The 16,833-nt window shown below is 35.7% G+C and carries 17 protein-coding genes; 7 read left to right on the top strand and 10 right to left on the bottom strand.

Translation table 11 applies throughout. From position 1 onward, the window contains the following. Positions 1-334: 334 nt before the first annotated feature. Positions 335-517 carry a zinc ribbon domain-containing protein gene (locus tag AC3DU7_RS07610; RefSeq protein WP_488038751.1) on the bottom strand — a complete coding sequence of 61 codons (183 nt, stop codon included), beginning with the start codon at positions 515-517 and terminating at the stop codon, positions 335-337. Positions 518-695: 178 nt separating this feature from the next. Between AC3DU7_RS07610 and rimI the strand changes: the two genes are divergently transcribed. Both rimI and AC3DU7_RS07600 read left to right on the top strand, forming a co-directional pair. Next, on the top strand, positions 696-1,322 hold the full coding sequence (gene rimI / locus AC3DU7_RS07605) for a ribosomal protein S18-alanine N-acetyltransferase (RefSeq protein WP_488038750.1): 627 nt from the start codon (positions 696-698) through the stop codon (positions 1,320-1,322). 861 nt (positions 1,323-2,183) lie between these two features. Further along, positions 2,184-4,652, top strand: coding sequence for an ATP-dependent Clp protease ATP-binding subunit (locus tag AC3DU7_RS07600; protein ID WP_488038749.1), 2,469 nt, complete (start codon positions 2,184-2,186; stop codon positions 4,650-4,652). A gap of 453 nt (positions 4,653-5,105) precedes the next feature. Here AC3DU7_RS07600 and queD read toward each other — a convergent pair whose 3' ends face one another. The 7 genes from queD to folK all read right to left on the bottom strand — a co-directional run bounded on the left by queD (position 5,106) and on the right by folK (position 9,246). After that, on the bottom strand, positions 5,106-5,513 hold the full coding sequence (gene queD / locus AC3DU7_RS07595) for a 6-carboxytetrahydropterin synthase QueD (RefSeq protein WP_488038748.1): 408 nt from the start codon (positions 5,511-5,513) through the stop codon (positions 5,106-5,108). Positions 5,514-5,577: 64 nt separating this feature from the next. After that, positions 5,578-6,297, bottom strand: a complete 720-nt coding sequence (gene tmpR / locus AC3DU7_RS07590) for a bifunctional dihydropteridine reductase/dihydrofolate reductase TmpR (RefSeq protein ID WP_488038747.1) — start codon at positions 6,295-6,297, stop codon at positions 5,578-5,580. 765 nt (positions 6,298-7,062) lie between these two features. Then, on the bottom strand, positions 7,063-7,293 hold the full coding sequence (locus tag AC3DU7_RS07585) for a hypothetical protein (protein ID WP_488038746.1): 231 nt from the start codon (positions 7,291-7,293) through the stop codon (positions 7,063-7,065). Further along, positions 7,277-7,414, bottom strand: a complete 138-nt coding sequence (locus tag AC3DU7_RS07580; RefSeq protein ID WP_488038745.1) for a hypothetical protein — start codon at positions 7,412-7,414, stop codon at positions 7,277-7,279. Before AC3DU7_RS07580 ends, AC3DU7_RS07585 begins: the two co-directional genes overlap by 17 nt. Then, positions 7,399-7,851: a dihydropteroate synthase gene (locus AC3DU7_RS07575; RefSeq protein ID WP_488038744.1), complete on the bottom strand. Its 453-nt coding sequence runs from the start codon at positions 7,849-7,851 to the stop codon at positions 7,399-7,401. Before AC3DU7_RS07575 ends, AC3DU7_RS07580 begins: the two co-directional genes overlap by 16 nt. A 130-nt stretch (positions 7,852-7,981) precedes the next feature. Beyond that, positions 7,982-8,701, bottom strand: coding sequence for a bifunctional dihydropteridine reductase/dihydrofolate reductase TmpR (tmpR, locus tag AC3DU7_RS07570; protein WP_488038743.1), 720 nt, complete (start codon positions 8,699-8,701; stop codon positions 7,982-7,984). A gap of 29 nt (positions 8,702-8,730) precedes the next feature. After that, positions 8,731-9,246 carry a 2-amino-4-hydroxy-6-hydroxymethyldihydropteridine diphosphokinase gene (gene folK / locus AC3DU7_RS07565; protein ID WP_488038742.1) on the bottom strand — a complete coding sequence of 172 codons (516 nt, stop codon included), beginning with the start codon at positions 9,244-9,246 and terminating at the stop codon, positions 8,731-8,733. Positions 9,247-9,411: 165 nt separating this feature from the next. Here folK and AC3DU7_RS07560 point away from each other — a divergent pair, with 165 nt between their 5' ends. The 4 genes from AC3DU7_RS07560 (at position 9,412) to AC3DU7_RS07545 (ending at position 12,945) form a co-directional block, all read left to right on the top strand. Beyond that, a complete protein-coding gene (locus AC3DU7_RS07560) occupies positions 9,412-10,650 on the top strand; it encodes a URC4/urg3 family protein (RefSeq protein ID WP_488038741.1) in 1,239 nt (412 codons plus the stop codon). 9 nt (positions 10,651-10,659) lie between these two features. After that, the gene (gene folB, locus AC3DU7_RS07555; protein ID WP_488038740.1) at positions 10,660-11,034 is read left to right on the top strand and encodes a dihydroneopterin aldolase; all 375 of its coding nucleotides are present in this window, start codon (positions 10,660-10,662) and stop codon (positions 11,032-11,034) included. 527 nt (positions 11,035-11,561) lie between these two features. Next, positions 11,562-12,194, top strand: coding sequence for a uracil phosphoribosyltransferase (gene upp, locus AC3DU7_RS07550; RefSeq protein ID WP_488038739.1), 633 nt, complete (start codon positions 11,562-11,564; stop codon positions 12,192-12,194). 145 nt (positions 12,195-12,339) lie between these two features. Next, positions 12,340-12,945, top strand: coding sequence for a class I SAM-dependent methyltransferase (locus tag AC3DU7_RS07545; protein ID WP_488038738.1), 606 nt, complete (start codon positions 12,340-12,342; stop codon positions 12,943-12,945). A 674-nt stretch (positions 12,946-13,619) separates the two neighbouring features. Here AC3DU7_RS07545 and AC3DU7_RS07540 read toward each other — a convergent pair. Continuing rightward, positions 13,620-14,363 carry a 4'-phosphopantetheinyl transferase family protein gene (locus AC3DU7_RS07540; RefSeq protein WP_488038737.1) on the bottom strand — a complete coding sequence of 248 codons (744 nt, stop codon included), beginning with the start codon at positions 14,361-14,363 and terminating at the stop codon, positions 13,620-13,622. A 405-nt stretch (positions 14,364-14,768) separates the two neighbouring features. Here AC3DU7_RS07540 and AC3DU7_RS07535 point away from each other — a divergent pair, with 405 nt between their 5' ends. Then, positions 14,769-15,521 carry a lipoate--protein ligase family protein gene (locus AC3DU7_RS07535; RefSeq protein ID WP_488038736.1) on the top strand — a complete coding sequence of 251 codons (753 nt, stop codon included), beginning with the start codon at positions 14,769-14,771 and terminating at the stop codon, positions 15,519-15,521. 255 nt (positions 15,522-15,776) lie between these two features. On the opposite strand, the gene AC3DU7_RS07530 is transcribed toward AC3DU7_RS07535, so the two are convergent. Next, positions 15,777-16,694, bottom strand: a complete 918-nt coding sequence (locus AC3DU7_RS07530) for a tetratricopeptide repeat protein (protein ID WP_488038735.1) — start codon at positions 16,692-16,694, stop codon at positions 15,777-15,779. Positions 16,695-16,833: the final 139 nt, after the last annotated feature.

Below are 16,833 nucleotides of genomic sequence, written 5' to 3'. Positions count from 1 at the left end.
CCACCCTACGGGAAGCTGCGCTTTTCGCGCCAGCGTTGCAAAGCAAACGACCGCTTTTTTCCCCTTAAAAGGGGAGGCTTTAAACCAGAATTATTTAATAATTAATAATTAATAATTCGGTAACTGGTTAGTTATTTCTGCCATCCTACACTAGTGGTCTGTCAGCTTTGAATTGATGGGTTAAGACAAGCAGGAAAAGCATAAAAGATAGAGGATACGGAGGAAGATTAACCCATCAAAACTAATTTGACAGACCACTAGTGATACTTTTATATGAGAGCATTGACTGAGCTACCCAGGGATGTCCCATCTCTGTAATTAATTTAAAAAATGCTTAATTGTACTTCTTGATCTCCTTCAAGCTATTCAAATTTAATGGTAACAATAAATCTTCTATCAAGACTTGAGGTACTTTCTTGATATTAATTGCAGCGTTTAGGTCACGTCCAATGGATAGATTGCATTGAGGACAATAATGCTGTCTCAGCAGCCCAAGTTTTCTTGATTTTATACCCACAATTACTAAATTCAGTTAATGTTCTATGAGGTGTGACTTTATACTATTAGGAGATGAGGAGATAGATAAATTTGTATCTCTGCACAATTTCAGTGTGGAGTTCCTGCTGAAAATAGCTAATAAATAGAAGTTATTTCTCTTTGTTAATTTTTTATCTAGAATTTAGACTTTTGTAAGTATGCCAATTATTACGATTCAACCAATGAGTCCAAAGCATATTTCTAGTGTGGTTGAATTGGATCGACTCTGCTTTGGTGGACTCTGGAATTTTCAAGGTTATCAGCGAGAGCTAGAAAGTCCTAACAGCGATTTGCTAATTTTAGTAATTAGCCAAAAGGATGAGGAGATGAAAAGGGCGGTAACTTTAGAATCTTCTAACTCTGAATCACAGCTTACCAATCATCAGTCCATAATTGGTATAGGCTGTTTATGGGCTATTTTAGAGGAAGCACATATTACTATTCTTGGAATTCATCCCCAATACCAAGGTCTGGGTTTAGGCCAATTATTATTATACTCGTTGATGAGGTCAGCTTCGGATAGAGGGCTAGAGAGAGCTACCCTAGAAGTTGCAGTCTCAAATACATCTGCATTGTCCCTTTATCACAAGTTTGGGTTTCAAGATGTAGGCCGTCGTCGAGGATATTATCAGCAAACTGGTGAGGATGCTCTGATTCTCTGGCGTGGTCATCTAAATGACCCAGAATTTGAACAAACTTTGTCACAATGGCATAAACAAGCGATCGCTCGCCTGAATAGTTATGAAGTAAAGTGGGAAAAGTTAGAGTCGGTAATTAGTAATTGATAGCAGGTAATAACTAAATTAAATTTGTGTTATTATTTTGAGACTAATTTATTTAATAAACTATTTTATCTATCGTTTTAAGAAATTGTATGACACTTTAGATAGAATATGCAAAAATTATAAAAATAAATAAAAGCTTGAAAAAATCGCCATATATTGCTTTTTTTGAGAATATTTTGCGGTCTAGCACTACGCATTAAGGAAGGTGTTTGACATTTATAAACCCTGTTTCCTGACGGATTCCACACTGAAAACCCTTTAAAAGTTTACTATTCCCTATTACCTAGCGCGTAGTGCTATAAAATCAAAATCTAACAACCACATTACTAGAAAAGATTTAGAGAGAAAACTTTAGAATTTCTTAAAATAAACAAATATATTAAACTATCTTTAATACAAAAACCTGAGCTATACTTGAGAAACTAAAATTATATTGTTGACGAGGAAAACGTAACCTTTAATACAATTGTTTAATAGTAGATAGGAGAAAATACATAATTTTAAATCCTATCTAGAACCCAACTATACTCAATACTAATATCAAATTCATTTCTAGGTTGCATAGAGTAGTACTTTAATCAAAGTTGACTGTAGCTCGAGACAGACAAGTTAATAAATTTTATAACTCTTTGCAGCCTCACATAAAATTGGTATTTATTGTTTGAGTAGTTTGGTAAAAATAAAGTTATTCACTGAAAACTTAATTACAGACCAGAAATTATTGCTGTAGCAAAATTATTTGACATTTTGATCGAATATGTCAGGTCTGAATAAGCATCAAGTGAGAAACAGTTTTAGTTATAAATGTCGCGCTAGAATAAGCAGAAGGGCAACTATATAAGTAATAGGAATTAATTAATTATGTTTGAACGCTTCACAGAAAAAGCAATCAAAGTGATAATGTTGGCCCAAGAAGAGGCTCGGCGCTTGGGACATAATTTTGTGGGAACGGAACAAATTCTTCTGGGTCTAATTGGAGAAGGCACAGGTGTCGCAGCCAAAGTTCTCAAATCTATGGGTGTTAATCTCAAAGACGCTAGGATTGAAGTAGAAAAAATAATTGGTCGTGGATCTGGATTTGTGGCCGTAGAAATACCATTTACTCCCAGAGCAAAAAGGGTCTTAGAATTATCCTTGGAAGAAGCACGACAATTAGGACATAACTATATTGGCACAGAACACCTACTTCTGGGTTTAATTCGAGAAGGGGAAGGAGTAGCAGCAAGAGTTCTAGAAAACTTAGGCGTAGACCTCTCGAAGGTACGGACTCAAGTAATTCGGATGTTGGGTGAAACCGCAGAAGTCACTGCTGGTGGAGGCGGTGGACGGACTAAAACTCCTACTCTGGATGAGTTTGGTTCTAATCTGACTCAAATGGCATCCGAAGGTAAGTTGGACCCAGTGGTGGGAAGACAAAACGAAATTGAACGGGTGATTCAAATTCTAGGCCGTAGAACTAAGAATAATCCTGTACTGATTGGAGAACCGGGAGTAGGAAAAACAGCGATCGCTGAAGGTCTGGCACAACGCATTGCTAATAATGATATACCAGATATTCTCGAAGAAAAGCGGGTAGTTACCCTGGACATTGGTCTATTGGTGGCTGGCACAAAATACCGAGGTGAGTTTGAGGAACGTCTAAAGAAAATTATGGATGAAATTCGCTCTGCGGGTAATGTCATCCTAGTGATAGATGAGGTTCATACTCTCATTGGAGCAGGTGCAGCAGAAGGGGCAATTGATGCAGCTAATATTTTGAAGCCTGCTTTGGCCAGAGGGGAGCTACAGTGCATAGGGGCAACAACCCTCGATGAGTATCGCAAACACATTGAACGAGATGCAGCACTCGAACGTCGTTTCCAACCAGTAATGGTCGGCGAACCTTCCGTTGATGAAACAATTGAAATTTTATATGGTTTAAGGGAACGTTACGAACAACATCATAAATTAAAAATTTTGGATACAGCTCTAGAAGCTGCTGCTAAATTATCAGACCGCTATATTAGCGATCGCTATTTACCAGATAAAGCTATTGACTTGATCGATGAAGCAGGTTCCCGAGTTCGTTTGATTAATTCTCAACTTCCTCCCGCAGCTAAAGAGTTAGATAAAGAGTTGCGTCAAATTCTTAAAGAAAAGGATGAGGCAGTACGCTCCCAAGATTTTGACAAAGCAGGAGAGTTACGCGACCGCGAAATGGAAATTAAATCCGAAATTCGCTCCCTTGCTCAAAATAAAAAAACAGACTCTACTACTGAAGGTGATTCTCCAGTGGTTACTGAAGAAGATATTGCTCATATTGTTGCAAGTTGGACGGGTGTTCCAGTTAGTAAGCTCACAGAATCTGAGTCTGAGAAATTGCTACACATGGAAGATACTCTGCACCAACGTTTGATTGGTCAGGAAGAAGCTGTCAGAGCAGTATCTCGTGCTATTCGTCGGGCGAGAGTAGGATTGAAAAACCCCAACCGACCAATTGCTAGCTTTATTTTCTCTGGACCTACTGGGGTTGGTAAGACAGAATTAACTAAGGCTTTGGCTACATATTTCTTTGGGTCAGAAGAAGCAATGATTCGGTTGGATATGTCCGAATACATGGAACGTCACACTGTTTCTAAGTTGATCGGTTCTCCTCCTGGTTATGTAGGTTATAACGAAGGTGGTCAGCTAACTGAAGCAGTCCGTCGTCGTCCTTATACTGTAGTGCTATTTGATGAAATCGAAAAAGCTCACCCTGATGTCTTCAATATGCTGTTGCAAATTTTGGAAGACGGACGCTTGACTGATGCTAAGGGTCGCACAGTAGATTTTAAGAATACCTTGATTATTATGACCTCCAATATCGGTTCTAAGGTAATCGAAAAAGGAGGCGGTGGTCTCGGTTTCGAGTTCTCCGATAATGAAGCTGATGCTCAATACAACCGAATTCGCAACTTGGTTAATGAAGAACTCAAACAATATTTCCGCCCAGAATTCCTCAACCGTCTAGATGAGATTATCGTCTTCCGTCAGTTGAATAAGGATGAGGTTAAGGAAATTGCTGTGATTATGTTGAAAGAGGTCTTTAGTCGCTTGACAGAAAAAGGCATCAAGCTAGAAATTACTGAACGCTTCCAAGAGCGGTTAGTTGAGGAAGGTTATAATCCTAGTTATGGAGCGCGTCCTCTACGTCGGGCAATCATGCGTTTGCTTGAAGATGTTTTGGCTGAAGAAATTCTTGCTGGTACTGTTCGCGAGGGCGATACTGCTGTCGTCGATGTTGGAGAGGATGGTCAGATTAAGGTTACTCAGGCTGAAAAACGAGAGTTGTTGCCTCAAGGAGTTGAGTAGGATTTAGTTTCTTTAGGAAACGAAAGTGAGTATTTAATTGCAAAGTGGCAGGGAGTTTAAACTTTCTGCCATTTTTAAGGTTTTAGCAGATAGCTTAACAACCTTCAACAAATCATATATTGAGTTGATACACTCTATCATATTGAGTAGGCAATGATTTATCCCACATTCCGCACGTCAACTTGTAACATTAAAAGTAGTATACAATTTCTATTATTGGTAAATATTTGTACTGTATAAATTATATCGAATCCGTTTAATTCGGTATAAAAAAATATTCCATCTTCATCCAGAGCGGAAAGAATTCTGAGTTATTTTCCCTTCTGTTTGCGGAGCATTCCGTAGGAAATTCTGAATTCTGGATTCTGACTCCTAATTTTTTATACTACGTTTTGTCGTGCGGAATGTAGGTTGAAAATTTCTCCTACTCCCTACTCCCCACTCCCTATTTTCTCAAAGTATTAAAAAATTACTTTTCCCTTTTGAATAAATACATTGACTCGTACAAGTTTCATCAATTCTAACTGCTACAAGTCCGGGAATTTTATCTTCTAATTGTTCGTAAATCCATTTAGCGATCGCTTCACTGGTAGGATTAACTAAGCCTGTAGTTTCGTTTAAGTGATAGTGGTCTAAATAATCATCAAGTAGGGGTTTTAGATATTTTTTAATATCCCCATAATCCATAACCATACCCTGCTTTGCACCAGAATTTACTAATGTATTACCATAAACATAAATAATACCACGCCAAGAATGACCATGTAATCTTGCACATTTCCCATCATGATTAGGTAGTTGATGGGAAGCTTCAAATCTAAATTCTTTACCTATTATCCAAGTTTCTGAATTTGATGTCATTGTAATTTTATGTTTAAATAATCAATAATATAAATTTTCAGAAATCTGGATAAAAAAATTATAACTACAAATTCCAACCCCCAGAAACTTCCAAAACTTGCCCTGTAATATAATTAGAATTAGGGTTAATAAAAAACCAAACAGCATGGTTAACTTCTTTCAACTTTGCTGGACGTTTAGCTGGTAATTTAGGAATCATTTCTTCTATATCCCAAGAATTTTCTGCGACTCCAGGAGATACTACATTAACAGTAATCTTATCTTTAATTAACTCGACAGCTAACGATTTAGTATAGATGATAATACCAGTTTTGGCAATTATATAAGCTGCATTAGTCCGGCGTGCTGCTATATTTTGGGCACTGGCACAAGCAAAATTAACTATACGTGCCTCATTTGCTGCTTTGAGATAGGGAAGTGCTGCTTTAGTAATATAAAAAGTGGCATTGAGGTTAGAATTAATAACTTCCTGCCACTCTTTTATAGATGTTTTACTAATGGATTTTCTCAGGTAGTTACCCACATTATTAACTACTACTGATAAACCACCCAATTGTGCTGCTGCATTTTCTACTAGAGACTGAGCTTGTTCGGGTTTGGTAATATCTGCTTGTTTGGCGATCGCTTTTACTCCGTAAGTAGTTGCTTCTTGAGCTGCTTGGTTGGCTGCTTCTACGCTTTTGTTATAGTGAAAAGCTACATCAAATCCTTTACTTGCTAAGTCGAGAGCGATCGCTCTGCCTATTCCTACTGCTGAACCTGTTACAAGTGCTTTTTTTAGCATTGTCTTTAAGCTAAATTTAGGAGCCATTTCATTAATGGATAATTGATAATTACCTCGGGTTTTAACCGTTACAGAATTGAATATAAGGTAATATTATTTCTTCTGTTGGTCGATTGATATGGAGTTAGAGAAGCGGCTCTGCAAGAGCGGGATATCTCGCCATCTCACCCAACGGGGAAGCTCTGAAGAGAGAACTACGTTCCGCTGTCGCGTTTCGCGTCAGCGTTGCGAAGCAAACGACCGCTGTCTTGGTCTCATGGATATGGCGAGGGGACCTTGCCATCCCACCCTCCGGGAAGCTGCGCTTTATATGTTGCGTAGCAAAACGACCGCTTTTTTTCCCTTAAATAGGGGAGGCTTTAAACCAGAATTATTTAATTATTAATTATTCGGTAAAAATTAAGTTGCACAAATTTTATCTGAGATAAATTTTGACATCCTCTGTGCCGTAAAACGGATGGACATTCCTAACCGAGTCTTAGTGAGAGTGATTAAAAAATTTTGGGTTGCCGGTCTGGTAATGCTCTTCAATACTTATGAACAGCAAAACTATAGTTTTTTCATAGATATGTAAAAGCATTACCATTTAGCAACTACAAAAATTGGGATTCTTACAATAGAGTGAGCTAAATTTTAATATCTAAGCTTTTATAATAAACTAATACACTCCAAAACAGCTTTCATTTTAGCCACTTCATGAGTTCTCAGCATATCGGTTTTTCCTAAAACTGCAAAAACTCCCGTAAAAACTTGAGCACTTCTAATTTATTCTCCAAAAACTTCTAAGGCCGTAGGTATCTGATGAAAAACAGGAAACCCTAATTTTCTGAGTCTAAAAGAGCTTAAAATACTTCTAACTTGATATCCAAGCCGATTTGATACATACTTATATTTGTAGTAAAAATTTGTGTATCCCAGACCTATAGCTGGATCTATAAAAATTTTCTTTACTCCTAGTTTAGTTGCTATTTCTATCTCTTTACCAAATATAGTCATAAACTAAATCTATTGGATCTTTTGCTGACTCAAAATCAAATAGTCCTACTTCTCTAGCGTGTTTTCCTTGAACATAACAAATAATAATTGCTGCATCGAAATCAGCTAAAACTCGATACATTTCTTCGCTATTTTCACTGCCTGTATAGTTGATGATATTTCGCCAGCTTTTAAGCATTCTTTAGCTACATTAGGGTAATAAGTTTCAATTGAAGTCAAAACACCTTCTTGACTAAAAACTTCAAGAGTAGGCAAAATTTGACTTATTTGTTGAAGCTCATTAGTCCTCTGTGCGCTTTGTGCAGTAGACTCAGTTCCAATATCTATGATGTCAGCACCTTGAGCGGTTAAAACCTTGCCACGACAAATGGCTTGTTCGGTATTGTAACATATAGAATGCTTCCACCAGGTATCAGTTGAAAGATTAATTATACCCATAATGCCTGTCTGAGAATTAAAGTTAAATTTTTTATTACCAATGGTAAACTCTTCTATTTGGGTATCATAGTCATCTTTATATTTGTCGTATATTTCGTGAATTTCTGTGAGAGTAAACATTTTGCAACTCCTCATAATCAAGAATAATAATTTTCAGTTTGTTGAAATTCCCAGTCTTTTTCAAATATAAGAACAGAGAATATCAAATCTTAATGGGTTTTAGCTTAATCAGGGAAATTGGTAAGTATTCCTACAACCTCCAACCTCCCGCTACTTCCAAAACTTGCCCCGTAATGTATTCAGATTCTGGACTTATAAAAAAATAAACTGCATCGCTAACTTCTTTTAAGGTTGCAGGTCGTTTAGTTAGTAACAGTGGGATTGTTTCTTCTAAACCAATGGAATTTTCTGCTACTCCTGGAGCAATGACATTGGCAGTAATTTTGTCCTTAATTAACTCCTTAGCCAATGACTTAGTATAGATGATTACACCAGCCTTAGCAATTTTATAGGCTGTCTGTTCCTCACTTGCTACAATATTTTGGGCACTAGCAAAGGCAAAGTTAACGATACGTCCCCAACCCGCTGCTTTGAAGTGAGGAATAGTTGCTTGAGTCACATAGAAAGTAGAATTGAGATTGGAATCAAGCATTTGATGCCATTCTTCTATAGATATTTGACTAATCTTTTTTTCTAAATAGTTTCCTACATTATTGACTACTACCGATAAACCTCCTAGTTTTTCTACTGCATTTTCTACTAGGGATTTAGCCATTTCGGGTTTAGTAACATCTGCTTGTAGAGCAATAGATTTTACTCCATAAGTAGCTGCTTCTTGACTTGCTTGGTTTGCTGCCTCTGCACTGCGGTTATAATGAAATGCTATATCAAATCCTTTGCTAGCTAAGTCGAGAGCGATCGCTCTACCTATTCCAACTGCGGAACCTGTTACGAGTGCTTTTTTAATCATTAATAGAATTGCTATTTTAACTTGCCAGCTTAAAGTTTAGATACTCCAGAACATTCTACCTCTTCTAGAAGTTTAGCGATCGCTTGTCCCGAAACTGGGTCAATCCAATTATGAGCTATTTCTGCTAGAGGTACAAGAACAAAAGCTCTTTCTCTCATCCTAGGATGGGGTATTTGTAGGTTTGGAGTATCTAATATTAAATCATCATATAAGATTAAGTCTAAATCTAGAGTTCTAGGTCCCCAATGTTCTAAACGTACTCGCTTAAATTGTTTTTCTATATCCAAAAGAATTTCTAACAGTTTTTGAGGAGTTAATTCTACTTTTAATAATGCACAACCATTCAGATAATCTGGTTGTTCTGGACCGATAGGTTTAGTTCTATACCAGCTAGAATAACTATTTAGGGTAATACCTGGAGTTTTTGATAAAGTTTGGATTGCATTTTCTAGAATAGCCAAAGAATCACCAAGATTACTACCAAGAGCAACAGCTACATTATTCTCTTGTTTTTTTGATTGGTTGAAGTGAGTTTGATTAGACATTACTGGGAAATTTTTGACCTAATTTTTTGCTTAATTAAATTTAGAAAGACCAACAGAAAAATTGAATAGTTTCTCATCAACTAAATTGTGCTTAATGGCATCATGCTTATGAGAATTTTTTTCTAGCTTACTATTTATATTATATTCCTTATATTCTGACTTTTAATGAATAAAAAAATCCCAGAAATTATTACATATCTAAGAACTCCCGAGGCCATTCGAGAAAGGTGCGATCGCATATTTAATCTTGCTTGTCAAGACCAACTCAATAATTTTCGAGTCGATTTAACTCAACTAGATAAATGTGCTGACTATGTTATTAGTGTAACCCTGGAGCAGTATCCCACATTAGATATACCCTTCCATAGTCGTTGGCAACATTTCCAAGTAGGAGATGTGCCTCGTCTAGCTGAACTTGACCAAATGTTGGCAGGACTCACACCACTAGAAAAGGCCAAAGTAAAATTTGATTTAGCCATTATTAGTGTACTGCTAGATGCGGGTGCGGGTGCAAACTGGCAATACACTGAACCTGAAACTAGCTTAATATTTAGTCGTTCAGAAGGTTTAGCAGTTTGCAGTTTCCGACTATTTTGCCAAGGTTTTTTTTCTAGTAATCCTGATTTTCCCTGGCAAGCAGATACTAGAGGACTTTACCAAATTAATGTCCAGACTTTAGCCCAAGGATTCCAAGTTAGTCCAGAAAATACCTTGGTGGGTCTTGAAGGTCGTCTGGAATTGCTGCAACGCTTGGGACAAGTTTTAGATCGAGATTCTCAGTTATTTGGCATTGATAGTCCACGTCCAGGAAATATGGTTGATTATTTGTGGCAAAATCAGGTCAATAAAGAAGTAATTAAAGCTACTTCAGTATTTAATACTATATTGGAGGGGTTGGGTGATATTTGGCCAGGGCGTAATACTATTTCAGGGATTAATCTAGGAGATATTTGGCCTCATTATCTACTCAAAAGCGACCGCTTGGGGGATGAATATATACCTTTTCATAAATTATCTCAATGGTTAACATATTCATTGCTTGAACCATTACAAGAATTGGGTTTAAATATAATTGGACTAGATGATTTAACTGGATTAGCAGAATATCGTAATGGTGGCTTATTTATAGATATGGAACTAATAAAAATCAAAAATCCTTTGATTCTACAACAGCAGCATTTACCAGGCTCAGAAATTATTGTAGAGTGGAGAGCGCTAACTATTAGTCTTTTAGACAAAGTTGCTCAAGTAATTCAAGAAAAACTTAACTTAAATACCTCAGAATTACCACTTGTAAAACTTTTACAAGGGGGCACATGGGCAGCAGGGCGAAAAATAGCAAAAGAATTAAGAAAAGATGGTGCGCCTCCGATTAAAATAAAAAGTGATGGAACAGTTTTTTAATTAGTAATTATGGACTCAATCTCAATTACTGGAATTCGCTGCTACGGATACATAGGCTTTTTTCCAGAAGAAAAAGTATTGGGACAATGGTTTGAAGTAGATTTAACTCTAGGGTTAGATTTGAATGCTGCAAGTCAAAGTGATGCTTTAGAAGATACCGTAGATTACGGCAGCATAGTTAATACTGTCCAAGAGCTTGTAAAAAATTCTAAGTTTGCTTTGTTAGAAAAAGTAGCTGATGCAATCGCTACGACTATTTTGCAAGAATCATTAGTACAAAATGTCAAGGTTAGTTTAACTAAATTAGCAGCTCCGATACCAGATTTTAGTGGCAAAGTTACTATTGAAATTACTAGAGGAAAGGAAGCATTAGTATATAACTAATTTAGTTAATAAATTTGTAAGTATTCAGCTCTTAGATTTTTAATAAATGAAGCAAGCATTTGTTGAACTTCTATTACATTTTTAATCAGAGAATGAACCACAATAACGATTAGCTTGAGTTCAATTCATACAATTCTATGGCGGGAAATATAGATGTTTCTCAATAGCTAATAACGCAGTTCCTCTGTAAGAGGCTAGCTGACGGCTGAATGCTGTTTACGCAGCAGTCCGCAGGAAATACTTACATAAATTTGATATTTTTAGACTATTTTTCAATGTAGTGAAGTACATATTTTATTTTGATTTTTACAGAATTAAATCAAGTCAAAAAAATGTACTTCGCTACTATCTTCGATCGCCTGGTTTTATATGAGGTACAAATTTATAAGTTCTAGAGAACAAAAAACATAAAATTAAAAACAAGCTTACCAATTGAAGAAGGTAGCGGGAGCTGAAGTTTAGTAATCAACATGAGTGAAAACCGTGTTGAACTATTAATTTAGACAGCGATCGCTCTAGATTATAAAATGACAAAAACTACTATCATTAATCATCCATTAGTTCAGCATAAATTGACACTATTGCGTCAATTGGAAACTACCACAGCTCAATTTCGTCAACTTCTCAAAGAAATAGGAATGCTATTAGCTTATGAAGTAACTCGCTATTTACCAATAAAATATCAACAAATTCAGACACCAATGAAATTGATGGAAGCACCCATGTTAGCTTCTGAAAAAAAAATGGTAATTGTTTCCATTATGCGAGCAGGTCAAGGACTTCTTGATGGGATTTTAGAGCTAATACCTACAGCAAGAGTGGGACATATTGGTTTGTATCGCGACCCTAGTACTTTAGTTGCTGTAGAATATTATTTCAAAGTCCCCCATGATATTGAGCAGCGAGATGTGTTAATAGTTGACCCAATGTTGGCAACTGGAAATTCAGCAGTAGCAGCAGTCGATCGGATTAAAGAATTTAACCCAGAATCAATTCGGTTTCTGTGTTTATTAGCAGCACCAGAGGGAATTGAAAATTTCCATAAATATCACCCAGATATACCCTTATACAGTGCTGCTATTGATGAAAAATTAGACGCACATGGTTATATTATTCCAGGATTAGGAGATGCAGGCGATCGCTTGTATGGAACAAGATAATATCAAATCTGGGGTAATTTAGATATAAAAAAATCTTCAATCATCATAACTACTAAATCTTTGTGATTTTCTCTACTCCTGACTCCTCAAGACTTAACGATTCTATAAGTATTTAACCGGGTTTGATATCAAACATAACTGCTATATGACAAATAATATTTCTTCTAAACAAAAATTTTTCGATCTTTGGGCACCTAATTATGATTGGTTGTTTCCATCTGTAGTTTATCAAGCAATACATCAAAGATTACTGGAATATGTAAATCTACCAAGTCCAGCAAATGTACTAGATTTAGGTTGTGGTACTGGAAAACTTCTCCATCGTCTTGCTGTTAAATTTCCAAATCTTCAAGGTACTGGCTTAGATTTATCTCCCGAAATGGTTAATCAAGCTAATAGTAGTAATCGTCATCAAGAAAGCATAACATTTTTAATAGGAAATGCTGAAGATATGACTTTTGCTAATGAACAATTTGATGCCGTTTTTAATACAATTAGTTTTTTACATTATCCTTATCCTCAACAAGTATTTAATGAGGTGAGTCGAGTTTTACGCCCAGGAGGATTTTTCTATTTAGTTGATTCCTATTTTAAGTGGCAAGATGAACTTCAATCTTTGAGTATTTCTCCTGGTGGAATTAAGCTTTATAGTCCAACAGTTCGCGAACAATTCGGTAAAGAAGTTGGATTAAATTTACAAGCAAATCACTATTTATTAGGAGCAGTATTACTAACTATTTTTACTAAATAACTAGGCTTTGCTGAAAAAGTATTTTTGCTCTTCGTAGTAGTCAGTAGTCAGGAGAAATGGGAATTATAGAAGAGATAGTAGGAAAAACTGTCCCAATATTTTTCTGCCATAATCGTCCCAAAATACTAGCTTTATGCAGCTCTTGCCACCAAAAAACTAACACTTTTTGAGACAAAAAAATACTACAAGCTCTACTATATTTTTTACTCCCCTGTGAATGGTTTTGAGGTAGCTTTCATTCTTTTTATGATTAGTAAAGCTCCCTATTTTATCAATTCATTAGGCATCTCCAATAATAAACTATAAAATTAATTATCGCACATAAATTATCAATTCTTTCCCTCTACTTCCTACTTCCTCTTTTCTGGAGATGTCTATTTCATTGTCCTTGGCAGTTATAATCATTCCCTACTCCATCATATTGAGTGGATACTGATTTATTGTAATCTGTTTGCTATTGCTATAGCAATTCTAAATAGGTTGCGACAAATCAAAAAGTAGAGAAAAAAACTGAAACTCTTACCTATTCCCAGTTAAGTGTTCCCTCACAGGAGTCAGCATTCCGCAAGGGAGCTAACGGCGACGCGGGGTCTGACAGCTATTCCCTAAAAAGCAGTAAGATTTTTGACATGAATAAAATAGGATTCCTATGTATTTTGTGACAATTAAGCATCTTAAAAAGTAATGTCAATATTATTTATCTGCCAAAAACTTAAGTGTTGATTTTTCCCTGCCACTACTAAAGCAGCAATATAATTAGATTCAGGAATAAATTGATATAAATACCAACGGGAAGCTGCTTGAAAATCTCCATTAATACTCATAAATTGTATTGGTTGTTCGGGTTTTAAACAAACTTCGACTTTTTCCAATCCTCCTGCTAACCCATCTCCAGTAGCTTTTAAATAGGCTTCTTTACAAGTCCATATTTTGAAGAAAATTTCTTGTTGTTGTTGAGGAGGAAGCTGACTAATAAGATTGTATTCTTGGGCAGTAAAGAAACGTTTTGCCAAACCTTCAGCATCATTCATTGGGCGAATATATTCTAAGTCAATACCAACTGAATTAACTGTGGTAATAGCATATAAAGCTAAATCTTGAGAGTGAGATAAATTAAATAATATAGAGGTATCTAGTAAATAGGGTTTGCCTCGTTCACTATAAGTAAATTGTAAATTTTTAGGTTCAATATTTAAGTAACGACCAAGAATTTTTCTGAGTGTTCCTCTGGCAATAATAAAACGATTTTTATCTCGCTCAAAATGAAATTTATTGGCTCTATCTATTTCGTCTGAGGATAATATTTTTGATAATTTATCAATGGCAGATGGAAGTAATTTTAGATTTGTACTCCAAATATGAACATGATTTGGTGATAATTCTAATTTTTTATCTAGGGGTAGAGGTGAAAAAAACATTGATTAAATATTTATCAGATATTTGACTGGAAATATGAAAAGTTTATAGAAGATTTTTATGGATTGCAAAAATATTTTACAGCAGTTTTGGAGTTGATGAGGTACAAAATTTTAGGACTTTAGGGAGTAGGGAAAAACTGTACCTCACGCTTCCTAAAAAGTACTTTCAATAATGGATAATGGATAATGGATAATGGATAATGGATAATTAATAGTTACCTCTCCCTTTTAGGGAGAGGATTGAATAAAAGGAAAATATTTTCTTGTTTCTCCTTTAAAGAAGAGGCTTTAAACCTTAATTATTCGGTAAGACGATGAGTATATAGCAATTCTATTTTAGTTCCTCTTATTTATGAAAAGAGGTAATTCTAAATTCTAAATTCTTAATTCTAAATTCTTGAAATCATGTTTTGGAGACTTATTCCTTTACTAACAACAACCGGAAAGTTACAAATGGCAATAGATGAATGGTTGCTATACCAACATCTCCAAGGAAATATTCCACCAACTCTCCGCTTTTATACCTGGCAACCTGTAGCCATTTCTTTAGGTTATCATCAACGACGTTATCCTGAATATTGGCAAAACCTAACTTGGCAAGGCCAACCGATAGATATTGTCCGTCGTCCTACTGGTGGGAGAGCGGTTTTGCATCAGGGAGATTTAACTTATAGTGTAATAACTTCTGGTTTTCCTGGCAGTCGCATTGAGTCTTATCAGGCTATTTGTGAATTTTTAATACTGGGGTGGCGATCGCTTGGTGTTGACTTAGTTTATGGTAGTGCAGGAAGAGGTTATATACACAACCCTAACTGTTTTGGCACTTCTACTGGTGCAGATTTAATATTACCCAATGGTGGAAAATTAATCGGTAGTGCCCAATTGAGAAGAGATAAGGGAATATTACAACATGGTTCTATGATTTTAACACCTGATGTTGAACTTTTTAGTGATGTTTTTAACTCTCAACCTTCTCCACAAGTTTCTGATATTTTTACATCTTTTTTATCTCCTACGGATAGGAGAGAAGTTATGATTAATCAGATTATTGAAGCATTAGTTATAGCTGCTATGGAATGTTTTAAAATTCAGCTAATTACAGAGCCTTTATCTGAGAAAGAATGGATAGAAATTAAGAGTTTTTCTGATAGTAGTTGATGCTAATTTTGTTGATTTTTTGTAAGCACTCAGCATTCAGCAGTCATCTAGCCTCTTACAGAGGAACTGCGGACTTCAGCTATGAATTATTAAGTCACTATCACACCAGAGGAGGAATTACTCTCTAAAGAGAATTAAAACTTATGTTTGCGTAGCATTCCGCAGGAAATAAAAAATCTCTGAGTTAACTTTTGACTCTGTAATTCCCATTTGTTCTACCTCCTAACTACTCCCTACTCCCTACTCCCTACTATATTAATTATTTGCTTTCTGTAATATATTCCAATCTGTTCTCATTAGAAAATCCCAATCTCGTAGTGCTTCTCGTGACCATAACCAGTTTTGTCTAAGTTGGGGAATATGATATTCTAGTGCTGCTTCTTTCATTACTTTTGTCCGGTATTGTAAAGCTCTTAACCAGCGTTCTCTTTGCTCATTTCCTTGATGAGTTTGAGCAGATTTCATCATTACTAACCCAATACCTGCATAGGCATTAATAGCATCTTTTTGTTCAACTTCTGGAGTTGGCAAAGCTTCGGCTGAAATGTTACGCAGTACTTGTGTTTCTGGTACAATTTCTCCTGATAATTTTAATACTTTTAACCAAGCATCATAAGCTTTTTTCAGGTCTCCTTTGGTATAGTAAGCAAAACCTATAGCATTCTGATATGGAATAGAATCAGGAAGTTTGGCGACTGCTTTTTCCCAATAAGATAGAGCTTCATCTACAGTATAATTTCTATTTCCATATTGCGCCCATTCCCAAACTAATCGACCTTGTAAAAAAAGTATATCTGGGTCGATATCTTGTTCATTGTTACTTGCTTTTAACAGAATATTAAGTGCTTCTTTTGCCTCTCTAAAAGCACCTCTATTTAATAAAGATTCTACAGCTTTTTTTCCGGCTTGAATATCATTTTTACTAAATTGCTCAATTGCTAGTTGTTTCTCTGCTTCTATAGTATTCGCACTATAACTAATTGGTTGCTCTTTATTGTATCTTGCAAGATTAATTGGATCGGGGGTTATAGATATAGTCTTTGAAGAAAATATTGGTCGATTTTGAAATAACCAAACACCACTTAGAGTTAATAAAACAGCAATTAGATGTGTGACTATTCTACCGGGAACTGAGTTAAAAAAAATAATAGTGTTTTCAGATTTTTGTGTCATTTTAATATCTTTTATAATTATCAACTTTTGATTGCAGGAGTTAAAAGAGAGTGGAAAATAAAAATCATCTAACTCTTTTGTCTGCTTAATACTCTACTTTCTTGAGAATATAGCGCTGTGCGCAGGCAACAGGCAACAG

It is taken from the genome of Okeania sp. (assembly GCF_983059655.1).
This window is presented reverse-complemented; position numbering and strand designations above follow the sequence as displayed.